General features: G+C 41.2%; 13 protein-coding genes and 1 pseudogene. 10 read left to right on the forward strand and 4 right to left on the reverse strand.

Translation table 11 applies throughout. The features are described from left to right. The first annotated feature begins 11 nt into the window (after window positions 1-11). A complete protein-coding gene (locus tag MKX97_RS04830; RefSeq protein ID WP_078817376.1) occupies window positions 12-1,400 on the forward strand; it encodes an aldehyde dehydrogenase in 1,389 nt (462 codons plus the stop codon). Here the strand turns inward: MKX97_RS04830 and MKX97_RS04835 are convergent. After that, window positions 1,377-2,459, reverse strand: coding sequence for an ATP-binding protein (locus MKX97_RS04835; protein ID WP_078817350.1), 1,083 nt, complete (start codon window positions 2,457-2,459; stop codon window positions 1,377-1,379). The two genes, MKX97_RS04830 and MKX97_RS04835, sit on opposite strands and share 24 nt — an antisense overlap. A gap of 438 nt (window positions 2,460-2,897) precedes the next feature. Here MKX97_RS04835 and MKX97_RS04840 point away from each other — a divergent pair, with 438 nt between their 5' ends. From MKX97_RS04840 to MKX97_RS04860, 5 genes are all read left to right on the forward strand, one after another. After that, window positions 2,898-4,388, forward strand: a complete 1,491-nt coding sequence (locus MKX97_RS04840) for a UDP-N-acetylmuramoyl-L-alanyl-D-glutamate--2,6-diaminopimelate ligase (protein ID WP_342537106.1) — start codon at window positions 2,898-2,900, stop codon at window positions 4,386-4,388. Window positions 4,389-4,490: 102 nt separating this feature from the next. Further along, entirely contained in the window at window positions 4,491-6,065 is a 1,575-nt protein-coding gene (locus MKX97_RS04845; protein WP_342537107.1) for a peptide chain release factor 3, read from the forward strand. Window positions 6,066-6,237: 172 nt separating this feature from the next. Further along, complete coding sequence (locus MKX97_RS04850) at window positions 6,238-9,309, forward strand: efflux RND transporter permease subunit (RefSeq protein ID WP_342537108.1); 3,072 nt, start codon at window positions 6,238-6,240, stop codon at window positions 9,307-9,309. A gap of 1,091 nt (window positions 9,310-10,400) precedes the next feature. Further along, complete coding sequence (locus MKX97_RS04855; RefSeq protein WP_040758305.1) at window positions 10,401-11,159, forward strand: TerC family protein; 759 nt, start codon at window positions 10,401-10,403, stop codon at window positions 11,157-11,159. 370 nt (window positions 11,160-11,529) lie between these two features. Next, on the forward strand, window positions 11,530-12,879 hold the full coding sequence (locus MKX97_RS04860) for a TrkH family potassium uptake protein (RefSeq protein WP_342537109.1): 1,350 nt from the start codon (window positions 11,530-11,532) through the stop codon (window positions 12,877-12,879). A 58-nt stretch (window positions 12,880-12,937) separates the two neighbouring features. On the opposite strand, the gene MKX97_RS04865 is transcribed toward MKX97_RS04860, so the two are convergent. Beyond that, window positions 12,938-14,704: a B12-binding domain-containing radical SAM protein gene (locus MKX97_RS04865; protein ID WP_342537110.1), complete on the reverse strand. Its 1,767-nt coding sequence runs from the start codon at window positions 14,702-14,704 to the stop codon at window positions 12,938-12,940. 184 nt (window positions 14,705-14,888) lie between these two features. On the opposite strand from MKX97_RS04865, the gene MKX97_RS04870 reads away from it, so the two are divergent. Beyond that, window positions 14,889-16,271: an ATP-binding protein gene (locus tag MKX97_RS04870; RefSeq protein ID WP_040758304.1), complete on the forward strand. Its 1,383-nt coding sequence runs from the start codon at window positions 14,889-14,891 to the stop codon at window positions 16,269-16,271. A 76-nt stretch (window positions 16,272-16,347) separates the two neighbouring features. On the opposite strand, the gene MKX97_RS04875 is transcribed toward MKX97_RS04870, so the two are convergent. Both MKX97_RS04875 and MKX97_RS04880 read right to left on the reverse strand, forming a co-directional pair. Further along, the gene (locus tag MKX97_RS04875) at window positions 16,348-17,004 is read right to left on the reverse strand and encodes a hypothetical protein (protein WP_342537111.1); all 657 of its coding nucleotides are present in this window, start codon (window positions 17,002-17,004) and stop codon (window positions 16,348-16,350) included. 59 nt (window positions 17,005-17,063) lie between these two features. Continuing rightward, window positions 17,064-17,237: pseudogene (locus tag MKX97_RS04880) on the reverse strand (DUF2187 family protein); the annotation flags it as partial. Between the two features lie 451 nt (window positions 17,238-17,688). Here MKX97_RS04880 and MKX97_RS04885 point away from each other — a divergent pair. From MKX97_RS04885 to MKX97_RS04895, 3 genes are all read left to right on the forward strand, one after another. Beyond that, complete coding sequence (locus MKX97_RS04885; protein ID WP_078817856.1) at window positions 17,689-17,859, forward strand: aspartyl-phosphate phosphatase Spo0E family protein; 171 nt, start codon at window positions 17,689-17,691, stop codon at window positions 17,857-17,859. Window positions 17,860-18,040: 181 nt separating this feature from the next. Beyond that, on the forward strand, window positions 18,041-18,910 hold the full coding sequence (locus tag MKX97_RS04890; RefSeq protein ID WP_342537112.1) for an NAD(P)-dependent oxidoreductase: 870 nt from the start codon (window positions 18,041-18,043) through the stop codon (window positions 18,908-18,910). Window positions 18,911-19,146: 236 nt separating this feature from the next. Then, window positions 19,147-21,165 (forward strand): EAL domain-containing protein, encoded by a 2,019-nt coding sequence (locus MKX97_RS04895; RefSeq protein ID WP_342537113.1) that lies wholly within the window; start codon window positions 19,147-19,149, stop codon window positions 21,163-21,165. Window positions 21,166-21,169 lie beyond the last annotated feature (4 nt).

Below are 21,169 nucleotides of genomic sequence, written 5' to 3' on the forward strand. Positions count from 1 at the left end.
GCGTGAGTGTTGTGAATTTTTCAGGTAATGAGTTAGAAATCATCATGAGCAAACAGAAGACGTATTACGTATCGGGTGTGACACGCAGTATTTCATTCCGAAAAATGATGTTAGAAAAATTATATGACGCCATTCAGCACTATGAAAAAGAAATTATTGAAGCGTTGCGTAAAGACTTGCGGAAGCATCCGTTTGAATCCTATGTGACGGAAATTGGATTTGTTTTATCAAGCATTACACATACAATGGACCATTTAGAGGAATGGATGACTCCAGAGAAAGTGAAAACACCGATCCATTTGCAACCGGCATCCAGTTTTATTGTTAAAGAGCCATACGGCAGTGTGTTGGTCATCGGACCTTTTAATTATCCATTTCAGCTATTGCTCGATCCTTTGGTAGGTTCCATAGCAGCAGGGAACTGTACAGTGATAAAACCTTCTGAAGATACACCTCATACAGCGGATGTCATGAAGAGAATGATTACCGGCATCTTTACGCCAGAATATGTCTCGATTTTGCAAGGTGGGAAGGAAGAAACCCAGCTTCTTTTGCATGCACCATTTGACTATGTATTTTTCACAGGCAGTGCGGCTGTAGGAAAAATCGTCATGAAAGCTTGTGCGGAACGACTAACACCATTTACGCTAGAACTTGGTGGTAAGAGTCCTGTAGTCGTGGATCAGACGGCAGATTTAAAGAAAGCGGCAGAAAAGATCGTCTGGGGAAAATTCTTGAATAATGGACAGACTTGCGTTGCCCCTGATTATGTAGTGGCTCATATATCGATCTATGACCAATTACTTGATGAATTAAAGCGCGCTATTAAGAAATTCTACGGAAAAAATGTACAGAAAAGTCCGGACTACGGCCGAATCATTAATGAACGTCATTTTCAGCGATTGGCGAACATCTTAGAACACGATCAAACGTATATCGTAGAAGGTGGAGAGTTGGATCAGGATGACTTGTTTATTGAGCCGACGATATTGGCACTAGGTAATTGGAATGGTGCAAGTATGCAGGAAGAGATTTTCGGTCCGATACTTCCGCTTCTCACTTATGAGAATTTAGGAACAGTTATTCAGCAAATTAACACCATGCCCAAGCCGCTCGCTGCTTATTTTTTTACAGAAAACGACAATGCCGCAGAATATTTCATAGAGACACTGCCGTTTGGCGGGGGATGTATAAATGACACAATCTCGCATGTGGGAAATATTCATCTGCCTTTCGGCGGAGTTGGACCTTCAGGGATGAATCAGTATCACGGCAAGGCGAGTTTCGATACGTTCTCTCATTCAAAATCGATGATGAAAAAGAGTACGTCCGTATCGGTACCAATCGGTTATCCGCCTTATAAAGGGAAACTTCCATTAGTGAAGCGAATCATTCGATAATGGCAAGTGAATAATAACTTTTGTCCAGGCGCCTTGGAGACTTTCGACCTCCAGGGTGCCTTTATGATCGACAATGATTTTCTTGGAAATCAGCATTCCGAGACCTGTGCCGTGTTCTTTTGTAGAAAAGAAAGGCTGGTAGATCGCTGCTAGTGTCGGTTCATCCATTCCGTTTCCATCGTCTTGGATAAAAATACAAAGTGTTTCATCGGTCAAACTGAAAGTAATGTCGATTTGACCGTTATGATCGATTGCCTCACAGCTATTTGTTAAAATATTAAAGAATACTTGTTTTAACGATGCTTTATTCCCAAGGAGTACTGGGTTTTGATTGATTCTATGAAGATGGCATGTAATCTCCCGTTTATTAAATTTGCCACAAAATTCATCGATAACTTCCTGAATCGTCTCGATAACTGAGAAGGAAGAGGATTGATGGAGTGTAGGTTTAGATAAAACTAAGAAATCTGTTACGATTTGATTGATATTCGTGATTTCACTTTCCATGATCTGTGTGAAAGGTGAATACGGATTCGCGGAATCGTTATTCATCATTTGGACGAAGCCTGTTATAGCAGTCATTGGATTTCGAATTTCATGTGCCACGACGGCAGCAATATTACTTGTAGTCCGAAGTCGTTCGATCTCCAAAGCGTATGCCTCCGCTTGTAAACGTAAGGTGATGTCCCTCGTTATATTCGAAATGGCAACTACTTCGTTGTGTTCATTGAAGATAGGAGCCATTGTGATTTCAGCATGAAAGCAAGTTCCATCTTTGCGTTTTTCAATGACTTGGACAGAGTTAAGACTTTCTCCTTTCTTTAGTAACTCGCAGCGGGCTCGAACACTTTCTAACTCAGTATCGGGATAAAAGCGAATCACTTTACCTAAACATTCCTCAAGTTTCCAACCGTAAAGTTCTTCAAATGCGGGATTGATTGTCACGATTTTGTCGTCCAGATCAAATACGGAAATGGGATCTTGGGATTGTTGGAAAAAAAGATCAAGGTAATTATAATAACGAGTAGTGTCCCTCTGTTGTATAGGTATTTTAAACACCCCCTAATAAGCTACTGGCCAAGCGATCATCTAAGGTGGATGTGACAAGGAAATACGAGTATGATGATAGTATTCGGCTAAATATATTTTACTTCATTTTTGAAAAATTCAAAGACATTTTGAATGAAATTTATTTATCTTTATTCAGCAGAAGACTTTTACCTCCAAAGTTGATGAGATGAAAGCGAATTTACTTACTGCTCAACGGATGTCAAAACGCTTGCTGAACAAAGATAAAGCCTCCGGCGGATGTCACAGATTTTGAGAGGAGCTTTAAAAGATGAAGTTAGCCAAAACTCGCCGCGTCCTGCGGCAAAGGCTAACTGACCTGCGTCACGCAGGCCTAAGCACAATTCGAAATCTGGACGTAAATACACCGAGGCGTATTTGATTTATGACATTTTTCAGTATTTTAAACTATCCATTGGAGGAAACCATATGAATACGAATGAACTTTTATCGGTGCTGCCTGTTAAAACGATAATAGGGACTGTGCCTGAAACGATCACGGACTTAGCGGTAGACTCAAGAGCAGTCCAAGATGGAGGCGCGTTTGTGTGCTTGAAAGGTTACACGGTAAATGGCCATCAGTTTGTTAAAAGTGCTTTAATGAGCGGAGCACGTCTACTTATTGCTTCAGAGCCTATTACGGTGGATGAAGAGCGGGTGGCGGTGGTCTATGTAGAAGATACGGCGAAAGCAATCCAGCAATTGGCTTCAAAGTTTTACGGCTATCCTTCCAAACGAATGACGATGATTGGGGTGACTGGTACAAACGGCAAAACAAGTGTCGGCAACATTATCCATGATATGCTGCGGCAATCCGGAGAGCAGACGGCGGTGTCGGGAACGATTGGTTTTAAGTTAAATGATACATTGTATGAAACAGAGAATACGACGACGGATGTATTGACAACACAACAAATGATTGCACAAGCAGCAAATGAAGGCTGCCAATCCATGACGATGGAAGTATCCTCTCATGGTCTGGTGGAAGGACGACTCTCCGGAACGGAATTCGATATTGCCATTTTTACGAATTTGACGCATGATCATTTGGATTACCATAAAACAATGGAAAATTACAGTGCTGCAAAAGGCTTATTATTTGCACAGCTTGGTCAACAATTGGACCAGAAAAAAATTGCGATTATTAATGCGGATGATCCTTGGAGCAGCAAAATGGCGGAGATGACGGCGTTTCCTGTTTTAACGTATGGCATCCGCTTAAAAGCCACATTTCAAGCAACTGCGATTCAGATGTTCTCAAATCGTACGGAATTTCAATTGCAGGGACCGGATGGTACATACCGAGTCACAATGCCCTTAATTGGGGAATTTAATGTTTATAATGCACTGGCGGCAGTTGCCGCACTATATGCGAAAGGTATGACGATCGAAGAAATTCTACCACTGCTTGCCAATGTATCTACGGTGAAAGGTCGTTTAGAAAAAGTGGAGACAGCATTACCGTTGACGATTTTCATTGATTACGCACATTCTCCCGATGCGATTGAAAAAGCGATCGACACTGTGCAACCTTTAAAAAAAGAAGGCAATCGCTTGTTGTTCCTTATAGGCACAGGCGGTAATCGTGATCGTTTGAAGCGTCCCATCATGGGAGAAAAAGCTGCAGCAGCGGATTATGTAGTCTTCACAACGGATGATCCAAGAGATGAACCAAACGAATCGATCTTGTCTGAATTAAGCGCCAGCATGCCTCATGATCAATATGCATGTATTGGAGACAGAGAAGAAGCCGTTCGTCATACAATTGCCATGGCGAATGAAGGAGATATCATTATTTTTGCAGGAAAAGGGCATGAAGATTTCCAAATCATCGGCAATACAAAATACCCTCATTCAGATGCGGAAATCGCGTTGGATGAGGCCGGAAAAAAATTCGGTGGAACTTCAGTTAATTCCTAAGGAAAGAGCGTATAGTTTTTTTGGCAAATCAATGAAAAAGCATTGAAATGCCTCTCCATACTCTCTATGATAGAAAACGTAAACAAAAGGAGAGTACCCGTGATGGAAAAGAAGATTCATGATGAAATAAATTCACGGCGAACGTTTGCGATTATTTCGCATCCGGATGCCGGTAAAACTACAATAACTGAAAAACTGCTGTATTTTGGTGGAGCGATTCGAGATGCAGGAACTGTAAAAGGTAAGAAGTCTGGCAAATTTGCGACTTCGGACTGGATGGAAATCGAGAAACAACGTGGGATTTCTGTTACGTCATCGGTATTGCAATTTGATTACGCAGGAAAGCGCGTCAATATATTGGATACACCAGGCCACGAAGATTTCAGTGAAGATACGTATCGTACGTTAATGGCAGTTGATGCAGCAGTCATGATGGTGGATTCTGCAAAAGGTATTGAACCGCAAACGATCAAGTTGTTTAAAGTTTGCCGTATGCGCGGTATCCCTATTTTCACTTTTATCAATAAAATGGACCGACAAGGTAAAGAGCCTTTAGAGTTAATGGAAGAATTGGAAGAAGTGCTGGGGATTCAGTCCTACGCAATGAACTGGCCGATCGGTATGGGAAAAGAGTTCCTCGGGATTTACGATCGTTACAACGATCGTGTTGAACTGGCACGTCCTGAAGGAGAAGAGCGTTTCCTGCCAATCACTGAAGAAGGCGGACTGGCCGTCGAGCATTCAATGACAGCCACTTCGTATTATCAGCAAGCCTTGGAAGACGTCATGCTGCTCAATGAAGCAGGTAATGAATTCGATGAAGAACGTGTTGCAAAAGGAGATTTAACTCCTGTGTTCTTCGGTAGTGCACTGACGAATTTCGGTGTGCAGACGTTTTTAGAAACCTTTTTACAATTCGCCCCGCCACCGCAACCGAGAAAGAGCCGAGATGGGGAAGAAGTGGAACCTGAGTCAGAAATATTCTCAGGATTTATTTTCAAAATTCAAGCGAATATGAACCCGGCACACCGTGATCGTATTGCTTTCGTGCGAATTGTCTCAGGGGAATTTGAACGCGGCATGACCGTGAATGTGCCGAGATTATCGAAGAACTTTAAACTCTCCCAAACCACTCAGTTTTTAGCGGATGACCGTGAAACCGTAAACGAGGCAGTGGCGGGCGACATTATTGGGTTGTATGACACGGGGAATTATCAAATTGGCGACACGGTTGTCGGCGGGAAAAGTAATTTCCAATTTGAAGCACTGCCACAATTTACTCCTGAATTATTTGTCAGAGTGGCTGCTAAAAATGTCATGAAATCGAAACAGTTCCATAAGGGGATTTTACAGCTCGTGCAAGAAGGAGCTATTCAGTATTATAAGACATTGCATACTGAAGAGGTTATCTTAGGAGCAGTAGGTCAGCTTCAATTTGAAGTGTTCGAACACCGCATGAGAGCGGAATATCATGTCGAAGTGCAGATGGAAACAATGGGCTCAAAAGTGGCGCGTTGGATTGAGAACGAAGAAGACGTCAAAGAATCTATGGCTGGACAGCGTGCATTGTTAGTGAAAGATCGATATGATCGAAAAGTATTCTTATTTGAAAACGACTTTGCTATGCGCTGGTTCCAAGACAAGTTTCCGGATATTCGTCTTTACAATCTCCTTTAATATATAACTCCTTACAGACCCGGCTGGATTAATTGATATCCAGCTGGGTCTTTTGCTAAAATTATTGTTATTGTAAGAAGGAGTTTCAATTGTCTATGATGAAAGAAATATGGACAAATGGTATGGTAAGAAGATAGAAATTCTTTTGATTGGTACAGAGAGGAATAGATCAATGAAGATTAGCAGCTTTTCGGTAAAACGACCTGTTTTTACATTAGTTACAATGTTTTTAGTCATTATTTTAGGGGCGGTATCCTTTTTCAAGATTCCGATGACGCTAATTCCTGACTTGAATCCGCCTGTTGCTGTAGTCGTTACGAATTATCCTGGTGCCTCTCCAACAGAAGTAAGTGAGAAAATTACGAAACCTTTAGAAGAGAGCTTGTCCACAGCACCCGGTTTGAAGTCCATGCAATCTTCTTCTCAGGAAGGTGCGAACTTAATCTTCCTGCAATTTGATTGGAATTCTACTATTGACGACGTGCAAATGGATATACTTCAACGGATTGACCAAGTGGCGATTCCGGAAGAGGCGAATAAGCCGAGATTCATGAAATTCGATCCATCTCAATTTCCTGTCATCCAATTATCCCTAAGAACAGTCGATGAAGGGGCTGACATCAGAAGTATTGCTGATGATTTGGAAAAGGAATTGCGACGTATTGAAGGCGTAGCCAGCGTCAATGTGTCCGGAAAAATCATTGAAGATGTTCAAGTGATCCTAAATCCTGAAAAATTAAAAGAATATGGTCTTGTACAGTCGGATGTCGTTCAGATGATTCAGGCGAGCAATGTCTCCATGCCTGGTGATCCAATCGATACAAATGATGGAAGGCAATTGACAACGAGAATCATCAGTCCACTACAGAGTATTTCAGACATCCGGGACATTCAGCTTGGGACAAACCCGTTAATTGGAGACAAAATTAAAGTCTCAGATGTGGCGGATGTTGCATTGCTTGAGCCGAAAGCACAGTCGGAGACAAGAGCTAATGATAAGCAGGCTGTCCTAATGTCCGTGCTTCAGGAATCTGGAGCGAATACGGCCACTGTATCAAAGGAATTCAAGAAATCTTTGGATGAATTATTAGAAAAAGACGCGTATAAAGGTATTGAATCCGATATTCTCTTTGACCAAGGGGACTATGTTCAGCTTGCAATCGGCAATATTGGCCAATCGCTCATTCTTGGTGGCTTGTTCGCAATGCTTGTACTATTCTTCTTCCTGCGTGGCATCAAGAGTCCGATTATTATCGGCGTGGCTATACCTTATTCGGTTATCGTGACATTTGTTTTGATGTATTTTGCAGACTTCTCGTTGAATATCATGACGCTTGGGGCATTAGCGTTAGGGATCGGAATGCTCGTTGATAACGCGATTGTAGTAATTGAAAATATTGAGCGGCATTTGGCGATGGGGAAAGACCCGGAGGAGGCTGCGAAAGACGGTTCGAAGGAAGTTGGCGGTGCAATTACAGCCTCTACACTAACGACGCTTGCCGTATTCGTACCCGTTATTTTTATTAGTGGTTTAATCGGACAAATTTTCACCGAATTTGCTTTGACGATTTCCTTTAGTTTATTTGCGTCATTGGTTGTTGCATTGACGGTCGTTCCGATGCTTGCTAGCCGTATGCTGAAGGCGCCTAATAAAAACCGGGAGGCAAGAAAACGTCGTTCAAAGAAATGGCAGACTTTTGAAAAGTCGGTTAAGTGGGCATTAGGTCACCGTGCTATTGTCTTGTTGTTGACGACGGTTTTATTAGCCGCAAGCGGTTTTGGTTTGTTTAAAGTCGGCACGGAATTTCTCCCGGCGACAGACGAAGGCTTTTTCAGCATCAACGTCAAACTTCCGAATGGCTCTTCTTTGGATTCGACCAATAAAGTTGTGAAGCGAATCGAGGATAAAATTAAGAAAGAAAAAGACGTGGAAGTATACGTTAGTTTAGTTGGCGGCACACAGCAGAGCATGGCGCAAGGCGGTTCTGAAGGGAATATGGCCGAGATGTATGTGAAATTGCTGCCGCTCGATGAACGAGATCGCTCTGTATTTGAGTTCGTCGATGAAGTGCAACCTGGAATCTTGGATACGATTGGCGAGGATGCAGAAGTTAGTTTCAATATGCAGACCGCGGCAGGATCCAGCCCGAATACATTAACTTTCTCATTGAATGATACGGATGAAGAGCGGTTAAATAAAGCCGTAACTATGCTGGATGAAAAGTTACGTGAATTGAATTCTGTTACAGAAGTTGATAATGACTTAATTGATACAGTAGAAGAGGTCAAAATTGAAGTGAATCGCGAGAAAGCTTCAGACGTAGGATTAGCACCGTATCAAATTGCCCAAACAGTTAGCGATGTTACACGCGGTGTATTTGCTACACAAGTCGTCTGGAAAACTGGTGAAGTAGTCGGAGTGAATGTGAGCTACGATGAAACGTTCAGAGATGGAGTAGATAAATTGAAGGAGTTAGAATTGAAAACTCCGTTTGAAGCCTACGTAAAATTGAAAGATGTAGCAGACGTCAAGATTGCGGAAGGTCCTGTCGCGATTAAACGCGTGGACCAGGCGCATTCCGTTACCTTCACTCTAAAGTATCTGTCCAGCGAATCACTTGGAGACATGACAAAGCGCGTAAATGATCTGGTAGATGATCTGAGCTTGCCGGATGAAGTGGAACTTTCGTACGGCGGAGACCGCGAGTTATTCGAAGGTGCGATCAACGATATGCTGATGGCAATTATCCTGGCTGTCGTGTTAGTTTATATCGTCATGGCAGCACAGTTCGAATCCTTTAAATATCCATTCGTTATCATGTTCTCAGTACCATTGATGATCATTGGGGTATCGCTAGGATTGCTGGCAACGAATACGCCAATCAGCGTTACGGCTGTCATCGGAATTCTCATCTTGGTAGGGATTGTCGTCAACAACGGTATCGTATTGGTCGATTATATCAACCAAAGAAAAGCAGCTGGACTCAGCTCATACGATGCGATTGTTACCTCTGTCCGGGACCGGGTACGCCCGATCCTCATGACAGCCTTAACGACAATCCTCGGATTGCTGCCACTGGCTCTAGGACTTGGCGAAGGAACGGAAATGAACCAACCGATGGGAATAGCGGTAATCGGAGGTCTAATAAGCTCTACGTTCCTAACGCTCTATATCGTTCCGGTAATTTACAGTCTGTTCGATCGTGAAACAAGACGGAGAGCGAAAGAAGTGAAAGTTAAATAAAATTTATGTAAGGCCGGCAAGGGTCTCCACTTGCCGGTCTTTTTTGATGTTTGAAGGGGATTTTGAATAAATTACAATGGAGGTAAGTACACTGTAAGGAGATCAATGATAATTAGTAGGGGAGTCCTGAAGACATTTCTCGGAGCATACATAGCATGAGGGTGTCGTCACTGAACTCACTTCGGCGCTTGCGGATGGCTCCCGCAATGAGCCAGTCAGGAAGAGCGCCTGTCTGTCTCATTGCTCCGCCTACCGCTTGTAAGGCGCCTGCGTTTAGTAAGTGGAAGCTACTTGGTATATCATTTGAACACAGCACTCACTATTTTTTCCACACCAGCGAAGCCGCAACTGCGGGGTCCGCCGTAGCCGTGAGACAGCTAGCGGTCTTTGCTAGTTGGCTCTTGGCGGGAGGCAATCCCCCAGCGGCGAAGCGGCGTCGATGTACAACCCTATACTTAGTTTGGACACACAACTTAGTCGAGCGAAGAGACAACAAAAAGAGTAACTTTACTGAACTCACTTCGGCGTTTGCGGCAGGTGCCTTCGTTTAGTGAGCGGGAGCACTTGGTATTTCATTTGAAAACACAGTACCCACTATCTTAACCACACCAGCAAAGCCGCAACTGCGGGGTCCGCCGTAGCCGTGAGACAGCTAGCGGTCTTTGCTAGTTGGCTCTTGGCGAGAGGCAATCCCCCAGCGGCGAAGCGGCGTCAATGTACTACCCTGTACCTATCTAGGACTTACCTAAAATCGAGCGACGAAACAATAAAAAGTTAGCCCTTAGCTCGTTCAACCTGCTAAAATAATTTAAAAATTATATAGTTTCACAGACAACACCTAAACGATTTGCAAAGCGAAGTTATTATGTTATAATACTTTAAAAGTATCCAATAACTTAATAACTTTGACGCAATGTCAAAGGGGAGTAGCTATAGGGAAACCTATTTCATAATCGTCAATACGTGGCTGTCTAAACTGCCATCGGTTATGATAGCTGGATTTTGAACATACAAAATTCTGACTTAGCGAGACCTTTGCCTTTTATTAGGTGAGGGTCTTTTTATATTGTATAAAACAAGGAGGAATTTTGTTGGACGCGATTTTATTAGAATACGCATGGGTTCTTGTCGTACTGATCGTACTAGAAGGGCTATTGGCGACGGACAATGCAGTAGTGATGGCGGTAATGGTCAAACATTTGCCGAAACCACAGCAGAAGAAAGCATTATTTTACGGCTTGGTTGGAGCGTTTGTCTTCCGATTCACAGCTTTATTCATGATTACATTTTTGGTGAACATTTGGCAGATCCAAGCGTTAGGGGCAGCATACTTATTAATCATTTCAGGTAAGAATATATATGACAAGCTCACGCACTCGCAAAAAGATAATCCGAATAAAAAACCGAGAAAACAATCTGGTTTTTGGATGACGGTTTTGAAAGTAGAATTAGCGGACATTGCGTTTGCTTTGGACTCTATGTTGGCGGCAGTGGCGCTCGCTGTGACATTGCCAGAATTGGGTGATTTCCATGTCGGTGGAATCAATGGTGGACAGTTCGTTGTCATGTTACTTGGCGGTATGATTGGTTTGATTATGATCCGTTTCGCAGCTAGACAGTTTGTCGTTTTGCTGGAGAAATATCCGACACTCGAAACTGCGGCATTCTTAATAGTAGGCTGGGTAGGTGTGAAACTCGTCGTGCTGACATTGGCACATCCAGCGCTTCAAATTATTCCTGAGACATTCCCGCACTCGACGTTGTGGAAAACAACATTCTGGATCATACTGTTGATATTGGCAGTTGGCGGCTATTTGTTAGCCGTAGTGAAACAACGGTTGAAAGGGTAAACTAAATGCAACTCCTTCTAATATTTAGAAGGAGTTGCATTTTATCTTTATTCAGCAGAAGGCTCTCATCTATATGGTGATAAAATGAAAGCTGTTTTACTTCCAGTACAACGGGTGTTCAAATGCTTGCTGAACAAAGAGATAGCCTCCGGCGGATGTCACATATTTTGATGGTGTTAAAGGTTAACTGACTGCGTCACGCAGGCCTAAGCACAATTCAAAATCTAGACACAATTACACCGAGGCGTAATTGATTAGTTGGTTTAAGGTTATTAAAAGAGTGTAAAGTTCTTTGTAACGCTATCTTTTCAGCAAAGCATTTGATAAAGTAGGAAAATAAAGTTTCTGTTATGAAAGGAATTTGAAAAAGATGAAGCTTTCCCGAGAAGTTTTACATAAATTCACTCCAGCACAAATCATCGTATTCTATTACTTTTTAGCAATTGCTTCTTCTTTCCTGCTGTTGAACTTACCAGGTGTCTATAAGCCAGGCGTCCATGTAGCATTTATCGACAGCTTATTTACAGCTGTAAGTGCGGTAAGTGTTACAGGGTTATCATCAATTAGCATCGGAGAAACCTACTCGGTTTTTGGCTTGTGTATGCTCATGTTGGTCCTCCAGCTAGGAGGTATCGGCATTATGTCAATTGGTACGTTTTTTTGGTTGCTCGTAAAAAAAAGAATTGGAATGAGAGAACGTCAGCTGATCATGGTCGACACGAATCAATATACACTAGCGGGTGTTGTGCAGCTCATTCGCCAAATTATTCAAATCATAGTCGCAATCGAATTGATTGGCGGGGCGATTTTGACACTTTATATCTCTCGTTTTTACGACTCGTTCAGTGAAGCCTTATTAAATGGGATGTTCATGGCGGTCTCTGCCACTACGAATGCAGGTTTTGATATTACCGGTTCTTCCATGAAGCCTTATTTTAATGACTACTTTATTCAATTAATATTAATGGTTTTAATTATTTTAGGAGCTATCGGGTTTCCTGTTCTAATTGAGGTGAAAAGTTACTTTTCGAAAAAAGTACCTCATTTCCGTTTCTCCTTATTTACGAAGATCACGACTTCTACCTTTGGCTTGTTATTAGTTTTCGGTACCTTGATGATTTGGCTTTTAGAATCATTTCATTCATTCAAAGGGATGAGGTGGCATGAGCAATTTTTCACGGCATTGTTCCACTCGGTTTCAGCGAGATCAGCCGGTCTTACGACGTATGACGTTACAAACTTCAGCGATGCAACCGACATATTCGTCAGTTCCTTAATGTTTATCGGGGCTTCACCCAGTTCGGTTGGAGGAGGGATCCGTACAACCACATTTGCCATAGCGATATTATTCCTGATCAATTTTGCCAAAGGGAACGATGTCATCCACATTTTTAAACGGCAAATTAAATTGGTTGATGTGTTTCGTTCATATGCGGTCATTCTCGTAGCTTGTGTTATGGTCATGACGGCATTGCTCCTTTTGTTGCTTACGGAGCCAGGCGTCCCGGTCGTTTCTTTACTATTCGAAATTACATCAGCATTCGGGACCTGCGGAATGTCGCTTGGAATTACATCGGATCTGTCTGTAGCTGGGAAACTCATCATTATGGTTTTGATGTTTATCGGGCGCGTAGGATTGATTTCATTTCTTTATACAATAGGCGGTAAAACGAATAAAACACCTTATCATTATCCAAAAGAACGTGTGATTATCGGATAATGATTACGTAAATAAAAGCAGGCTGAGAAAATATGGTCATTTTCTCAGCCTGCTTATTTTAATGCTTCTGTTCCTTCAAATTCTCTAAAACTTGGTCAGAGAGGTGGAAGTATTGTGCTTCTTGACTCGGACTATATTGGAAAATGAGATACCCGCGATCTTTTTTCACAGTGAGATCTTCTTCCAACTTGGCAGCAGTATCTGTGATGAAAACTTGTTTCCGGATCGTTCGATCAGTATGGCCGAGTGCTACAAACCTCTCGCCGAGTAGATGTGGGGAGCGAACCAAAAACTGATTGATCTCCCTCAATTGTTCTTCCTGTAAAGTAGAAGGGCCCCACCATATTTTTCTAGGGAGGAATTTCTGATGTGCCAGATAATCAATTTTTAACAGACTTCGTGCGATTTCTGTATCAACTTTCAAAACTTCTTTTAAAAATTGTTCCAAACGTGTGAACAAATCTTCAAACTGATGGCCGATTCTTGACCACCCTTGGTTTTCCCAAAAAGCGCCGAATAGCTGAAAGAAGTCGAAAGGTGTATCGACCAATTCGGTAACGATATATTCCATAGAGTGTATAAATCGACCTGAATTCCAATATTTTTCGAGAATGTCTTCTGTTTGTTTAATCTTCAGCATATCATCAAAGGACAACACATTATTTGATACGATTTCATAAGGAGCTGTGTCGATGAAACGATAACCGTATTGTTCTGCTTGAATTCGCAGACCAGTACCCCGCAGTAATTTTAAGAAACCTAATTGCAGCTCTTCTGGTCGTAAAGCAAATACTTCATTGAAAGTATCGCGGAAAGAATCGTAATCTTCTTCAGGCAATCCAGCGATTAAATCTAGATGCTGCGCAATTTTTCCGCCTTCCTTGACCATGGTAACGGTACGAGAAAGCTTACTGAAATTTTGTCTTCTTTGAACGAGTTCATTCGTCAGATCATTTGTTGATTGGACACCGATTTCAAAACGGAATAGTCCTGCGGGTGCATTTTCGTTTAAAAATTCAATGACTTCCGGCCGCATGATATCGCCCGTGATCTCAAATTGAAAGACAGTGCCTGGAACATGTTCGTCAATTAAAAATTGGAACATTTCCATCGCATAACTACGGCTGATATTGAACGTACGATCGACAAACTTTATCGTCTTGGCACCGTGTTTCATCAAATATCGAATATCTTCTTTGATTGCTTCCCGGTTAAAATAGCGGACGCCCACTTCGATTGAAGAAAGACAGAATTGGCAAGAAAAAGGGCAGCCACGGCTCGTTTCGATGTACATCACTCGATTTCTAAGATGAGGCAAATCCTCAACAAAACGAAAAGGGGATTGCAGTGTCCGCAAATCCAATTTTGGTCCAGGCGCTGTAATCTTCAACTGTTCATCTTGGCGATAGGCGATCCCTTGCACGCTCGATAATTCAGTTTTCCCGTCAATCGCTTCTAGTAAATCCTTAAATGTCCGCTCGCCTTCGCCAATGACGATAAAATCAATCTCTGGCACGCGTTCAAGCCATTGATCATAATCATAGGTCACTTCTGGCCCACCACAAACGATAATAGTTTCGGGACTCGTCAATTTAAGCAATCGAATGACTTTGATAGTTTCTTCAATGTTCCAGATGTAAACACTGAAACCGACAACATCAGGGGAATGTTGATAAAGTTCAGAGACGATCGAGAGTGTTGGGTCATGGATGGTGAATTCCGCCAAAGTACATGGGTATTCTGGCTCTGCGTATGCCTTAAGATAGCGGATTGCAATGTTAGTGTGTATGTATTTAGCATTTAAAGTAGATAAAACAATTTTCATGATTATACTCCTATACGAAAAAATATTGGTATACTTTAGGTAATTAAAAGAGACTATGGTCCTATGTAAAGCGTTCCAAAAATATGACATAATGAGAATTCAAAGGATTATATTTCAAATTTTCAAAATAGAGATTAGCAAACTTATCAAGTTACACTTTGAAATAAAAGAGGGAGGCATGTTTATGGTATTGAAATCAACAGATATCAATAAATTTCTCGAAAGTTCTCTTTTTAAAATAATTATTAATCACAATGGTGAAATATTGGGTATGACAAAAGCTTTTAAATCATTAGTGAAAGAAAATGACTTACCGAAATATATATCAGAAATTTTCGACGAACGACTACTCGTTCAAATTGAAAACATCCTGGTGCACTCTAGCTTTCAACAAATTACTGTACAGGAACGTGTAAAGGGATGTCTAAAAGATGACTGCGATAAACATGTCTCATGCTATATTATATACCAGCCTCGTAGTGAAAAGGCTATTATTACGATAAAAATGGATGAACAGACGAAAACCTTAAGTCAATTATACGAAAGTGCCTTTCAGACAGCTAAGATCCCGATGGCATTAGTTAATGAATGGGGATTCTTTGTGTCCTTGAATGAGGAATTCAATAAGACCTTCTTCGATCCAACTCGCGGGACTTCTATACACCTCAAGAGCTTCCTAGAAAACTTCCACCACGATGAAGAATTTTGTTATACGGAATACGTAGTTCAGGCGAAAAATGAAGGTGTTGCTCAAAGGAAATTGTCCTACCAGAAAAATGGTGATATACAATACTTCAACCTTCTCTTGGAAGTCGACTCAGCTACCGAGATGTTTATTTTGCGAGTCCTAGATATGACAGAACAGGAACATATGCTTCAATTGCTTGCACACTCCGACCAACTGTCCACGACAGGTGAAATTGCGGCTAGTATAGCACATGAAGTCCGAAACCCCATGACTACATTACACGGTTTTCTTCAGTTATTGGAACATGAGGTAACAGGAAGTGCCCATAAGTATGTAACTGTGATTCAAGGCGAAGTAAAGCGGATGAACGAAATTTTAAATGAAATGCTCGCTCTTTCCAAACCTCGTGTCGATGAAGTTACAGTATTTTCACTTACTGTCCTAATGGAAGAAGTATTGTTATTATTACAGCCGAAAGCCTTACTTGACCAAATAAACTTATTTAATGAAAATTTTATCACGGAACCCATTTTAATTAAAGCAAATCCGAATCGCGTCAAGCAGATTTTGGTAAATCTTCTTAAAAACGCGATGGAAGCAATGGGGCCAAAAGGGACGCTGACTGTTCATGTTTGTGAAGGAGAACAGCAAAATGTAGACATTCTAATTTCAGATACAGGCACTGGTATGAGCGAAGAGATGATGGAAAAGATTTTCTTGCCGTTTGTTTCTGGTAAAGCAGGCGGCACGGGACTTGGTCTTCCATTCGTCAAGAAAACGGTCACTGAATATGGTGGTAGCATAGCCGTTAGCAGTGAGGAAGGCGTAGGGTCTGTCTTTAAATTGACATTTCCGCGAGTGTCTGTCGTTGGCACCTGAACAGGACTTTAGATTTTAAACAAAAAGAAGGCCGATCTGCTGTATATAGCGGGTCGGCCTTCTATATAGATGGAGATTACTTGATCGTTGAAGCCATTTCTGTGAATTCTTTAATATGCTCATTGTCTTCTGTAGCATAAATTGTCACGCGTACTAACTTGTCCTCACGTTCCATCACAAAGCCTTTGAAGTATCCTTCAGCGGATTTAGCTTCGGCTCCTTTTACGTTCGTAATGCCTTCACCTTGAGGAAGTTCTGCTTCGTCTGTTAATTCAGTCGGCTCAGCCCCATCTGTTGACGCAGCTAATAATTCTTCCATGTTTTCATACCATTCATCGAAACTGAAAGCTTCTTCGTCTTTCGCTGTCGTTTCAATTCGCATAAACGTTTCGCTGTCTTCGTCTACATATAAGCTATCTCTTCCAGGCTCTTCACTTGTTAATGTATATCCTGGCATCACCATAACCGAATAGTCTTGAGCATCACTTTTTGTTTCGACTGCGTCTTTAAGCAAGTCTTCTTCTTCTGTGCTGTCTGCTTCATCTCCCTCTGCAGTTGCACTGTCAACGTCTTCCTCAATGTCCGTTTCAGGCTCGTCAGCAGGTGTTTCCACTGCACTTCCATTCGTGCCGTCAGTTGATGAAGGATTGTCATCTGAATTAGATGTTCCGCAAGCTGCGAGCAGTAAGGATGCTGCAAATGAAGCGAAAATAATGCGCCATTTGTTGTTCATATCGATTCACTCCTCTATTTACGATTCTACTAATTGGACGGATAGGCGAGAAGAAGGTTTCATTCTGCCGCACTATGGATAATTTTGTAGCGTTTATGGTTGATAACGGTTTTTTCCTCCATCTCCAACTCATCGAAATCCTCCATATATGTCAAATCCACAATAACAGAGTTTTCATTGACTTTCTCCACAATCCCTTGTAAACCATCTTTGAATTCAATAATATCCCCGACTTCTGCAATCGTCATCATACAACTTCCTTTCTATCTTCATGAATTACTCTAGTTATGGTAGAGTGGTACAAATCTATTCCTGAGAATTACTTTCTAGTTTGCCTGAAAACTTACAAAAGGTAAAGGGTTATCTTCTAAGAAGTCGATAAAAAGAAAGTTCAATTACGTCTCGGCGTAATTGCGTCCAGATTTTGATTTGTGCTTAAGTCTACAGGAAGTAGATCATGCGGGCATTGGGCGATCTTAGCCTGCGTACTTCTGTTGTTCAACGAGCATTTGAACAACCAATGAACAGGAAATAAAACGGCATTAATTTCATCATCTATACAGGTAGAGTCTTCCGCTGAATAAAGATAAAGTTGTCGGAAAGTGTCGACAACTTCATAGAGCTAATTATTCATGCTTTTAGTATAATATAAAAAGTAGCCTATTATGATGGAAGGTGTAGTGTTTGAACTGTAACTTTGAAATTCAAATCGAATGTCTTAGAAACCAGTTAATAGAAGTCGCTCAACATGAGGGGATGCATTCTGAGCGTACAATTATTCTGAGTCGTGAGCTGGACTTACTGATAAATGAATATGAAAGACAAAAAGAAAAAAGTTTTGAAAAAAATTTGTAATTTATGTTTATATATACGAAAAGGGGGCATAATATAATTGAACACAGCAACATTCTCATTTCCCCCTTTTGTGGATCAATCTTATTTATAAGATTGGTCCTCTTTTTTTGTATCCTTTATTGTAAATAAATTCTGACTCCTATACGATGGAATATATAAATATATTGTAAGGAGTGATTAAATGAAAAATGAAAAGATAGCATTTATTGGGACCGGTGTGATGGGTGCGAGTATTGTAAAACATTTAGTAAACGCATCCTACGATGTAACGGTGTATACAAGGACGAAGTCTAAAGCGGATCCTTTGGTTGAGCTTGGCGCGCGGTGGGCAGACTCTGTAGGAGAAGCTGTGCGTGAAGCAGATATTATCTTTACGATGATTGGCATGCCGACAGATGTGGAAGAGGTTTATCTGTCAGAGAACGGCATCTTTGCGAATGGTCGTCCTTCTCAAACGGTAGTCGATATGACAACATCGAGCCCGGAGTTGGCTATTGCTATAGCTCGAAAAGCAGAGTCGCTGCAGATGCACACTCTCGATGCACCCGTTTCCGGCGGCGATATAGGCGCACAAAATGGCACTCTCTCTATTATGTGTGGCGGTAAAAAAGCGCTATATGATCGTTTGTTGCCGATACTTTCTGTTTTTGGAAAGCAAATTGTCTATCAAGGCGATGCAGGAGCGGGGCAACATGCCAAAATGTGCAATCAAATTACAGTGGCAGGAAATATGATTGGTGCGTGTGAAGCACTCGCTTATGCTATGAAATCAGGACTGGATCCAGATACTATGCTGCAGTCGGTAGCTTCGGGTGCCGCCGGTTCGTGGAGTTTATCGGCTCTCGGTCCGCGAATCATTAAAGAAGACTACGAGCCTGGTTTTTTTGTGAAGCACTTTGTGAAAGATTTAAATATTGCGTTACAGGAGACGGAAAGATTGAATTTAGAGTTACCGGGCCTGAAGCTTGCGCGCAAAATGTATATAGAATTGCTGGATCAAGGATACGGAGAAAAAGGTACTCAAGTCCTGATTAAACAATATATCGATTAAGTAAAGAAGCATAGGGGCGTTCTAGTCCCTTTGCTTCTTTTTCTATTCAATTAACTTGTCTTTAGGAAACGTTACATGAATAGTCACAAAGGGAAGTATAATCTAGGTATCTAGTCTTTTATAGCAGATTAAATAGCTGTATACTTATTGATAAAGGTGAATCTAACTATATCTTAAGTATTAAAAATAATTAAAAGTGCACAATAGAATTTGTAAACGAAAGGAAGCGTCTCAAAATGAACAATGAAGAACCATTTGATCATTTTCTTCAAAAGGAAGAGCCGCAAGCTCACTCTACTATGGTCGTCATCTTAGATGTAAGCTCCAATCAACATATGAAGATTTTGTATACAAATGAAAGTTCTACATCATTCTTTTCATCGAGTAAACATTCGCCTGAGCAGTTTTTTGGTCTATATTGGTCAGCAATCCGAGAAGCTATAGTAGAAAAAGCTGCTACTCTAGGTTCATGCCAGATTTCTATTATCGGACAAGAGCCATTGAAAATGACTATGAAGGAGTTAGCTGATTCCTCTAAAGGTTTTTTACTTCTCTTGGAATTTCAGAATTCTGTCTCCCGGAATGCCAATCAGCTATGGAAAGAAAAATATCAATCCCTTCTATTTTCCAATTCAGACGCACTGCTTACATTAAATGGACAAGGACAAATTACATTTTGCAACCCTATGATAAAAAAACTACTTAATTATAAGCCGAAACAATTGATCGGCAAGCCGTTTCATCAGCTTGTAAGTGAAGTAGATCAGCTAAGTTTCAGGCAGTTATGGTCTTACGTGAAACTTGGAAAGACATTTGAATTGCCGCATATCGAGCTAATGCATCAAAAAGGCCATGAATTGCTGGTTTCGCTAAAAGCACTGCCTGTTGTAGTGAAGGGAGAGCATCTGGAGACACAAGTCATCTTAAAGGAATTACCAAACTATTTGATCAGTAATTCTAAAATGTATTATCTTTCATACCATGATCACTTGACAGGACTGTGGAACCGCCGAATGTTGAAAATTCATTTCGCCCAAGATTCACTTCAGGCTGTGAATGAAAAGGGGAAACTCCGCGTTATTCATTTAGGTATTGATCGTTTTAAAGTGATAGTGGAGTCACTGGGCTATATGGCAGGCAACCAAATCTTGAGGATGGTTGCTGAGCGTTTAAGAAAGATTTGTACAGCGGGTGAGAAAGTTTATCGTAATAGTGGAGATGAGTTTATTTTTCTCGTTCAGGAATACAGCTTCGCCCAAACGGAGCGAATTTGTAATGAAGTGTTACGTTCTTTTAAAAAGCCTTTTCTGTTTAACGGCCAAGAATATTATTTATCTATTTCTATAGGTATTTCTACGTTTCCTGAACACGGAAATACCATTGATGAGCTGACGGAAAAGTCCAAGCAAGCTTTGTCCGTCACAAAACAACGAGGCCGTGCTCATTTTCGATATTTTGAAGAGGATATGAAGGCAACGTTTACAAATGAAGCGTTGATGGAATCTCACTTACGGCGTGCAATTGAGTTTGATGAATTGAAAGTTTGTTTTCAGCCGCAAGTGGAATTAGAAACGGGGACGTCCACAAGCTTTGAAGCCTTACTGCGTTGGAATAATCGCAAGTTTGGTGAGGTTTCTCCAGCCGACTTCATTCCACTTGCTGAAGCTTCCGGTATTATTCATGTAATTGGGGACTGGGTTATCGATCAAGTGTGCCAGCATTTGAAAGAGTGGCAAAAAAAACAGTATAAACCTGTGAAAGTTGCGATCAATATTTCACCAAGTCAGTTCAGATCAGAAAATTTTTGCGTTAAACTGTTTGATACCGTACGTAAATACGAATTACAGACGAATTGTATTGAAATTGAAATAACAGAGAGTGCGCTCATGAGGCCGGATGAAACGTTAAAGTCTTTACGACAACTTAAAGAGATGGGCTTTACTATTTCCGTTGATGACTTTGGAACGGGTTATTCTTCATTGAGTTACTTAAAAAAATATCCGATCGATATAATTAAAATAGACCGTTCTTTTATACAAGATATCGAAATGGATGCCAAAAATGAAGCAATTGCCAAAACGATCATTAATTTAGCACATAGCTTAGGTATGAATGTGATTGCTGAAGGAATTGAAACCGTTTCACAGGCTGAAATTTTGAAGGAATCCAAATGCCGGATTGCGCAAGGATTTCTATACAGTAAGGCTGTGCCATCAGAAGTCATTGAACGAGACTATTTAGAAATTCATCAGTAATGTG

The sequence above is a fragment of the Sporosarcina sp. FSL K6-3508 genome (assembly GCF_038615825.1).
Classification (GTDB): Bacteria; Bacillota; Bacilli; order Bacillales_A; family Planococcaceae; genus Sporosarcina; species Sporosarcina newyorkensis.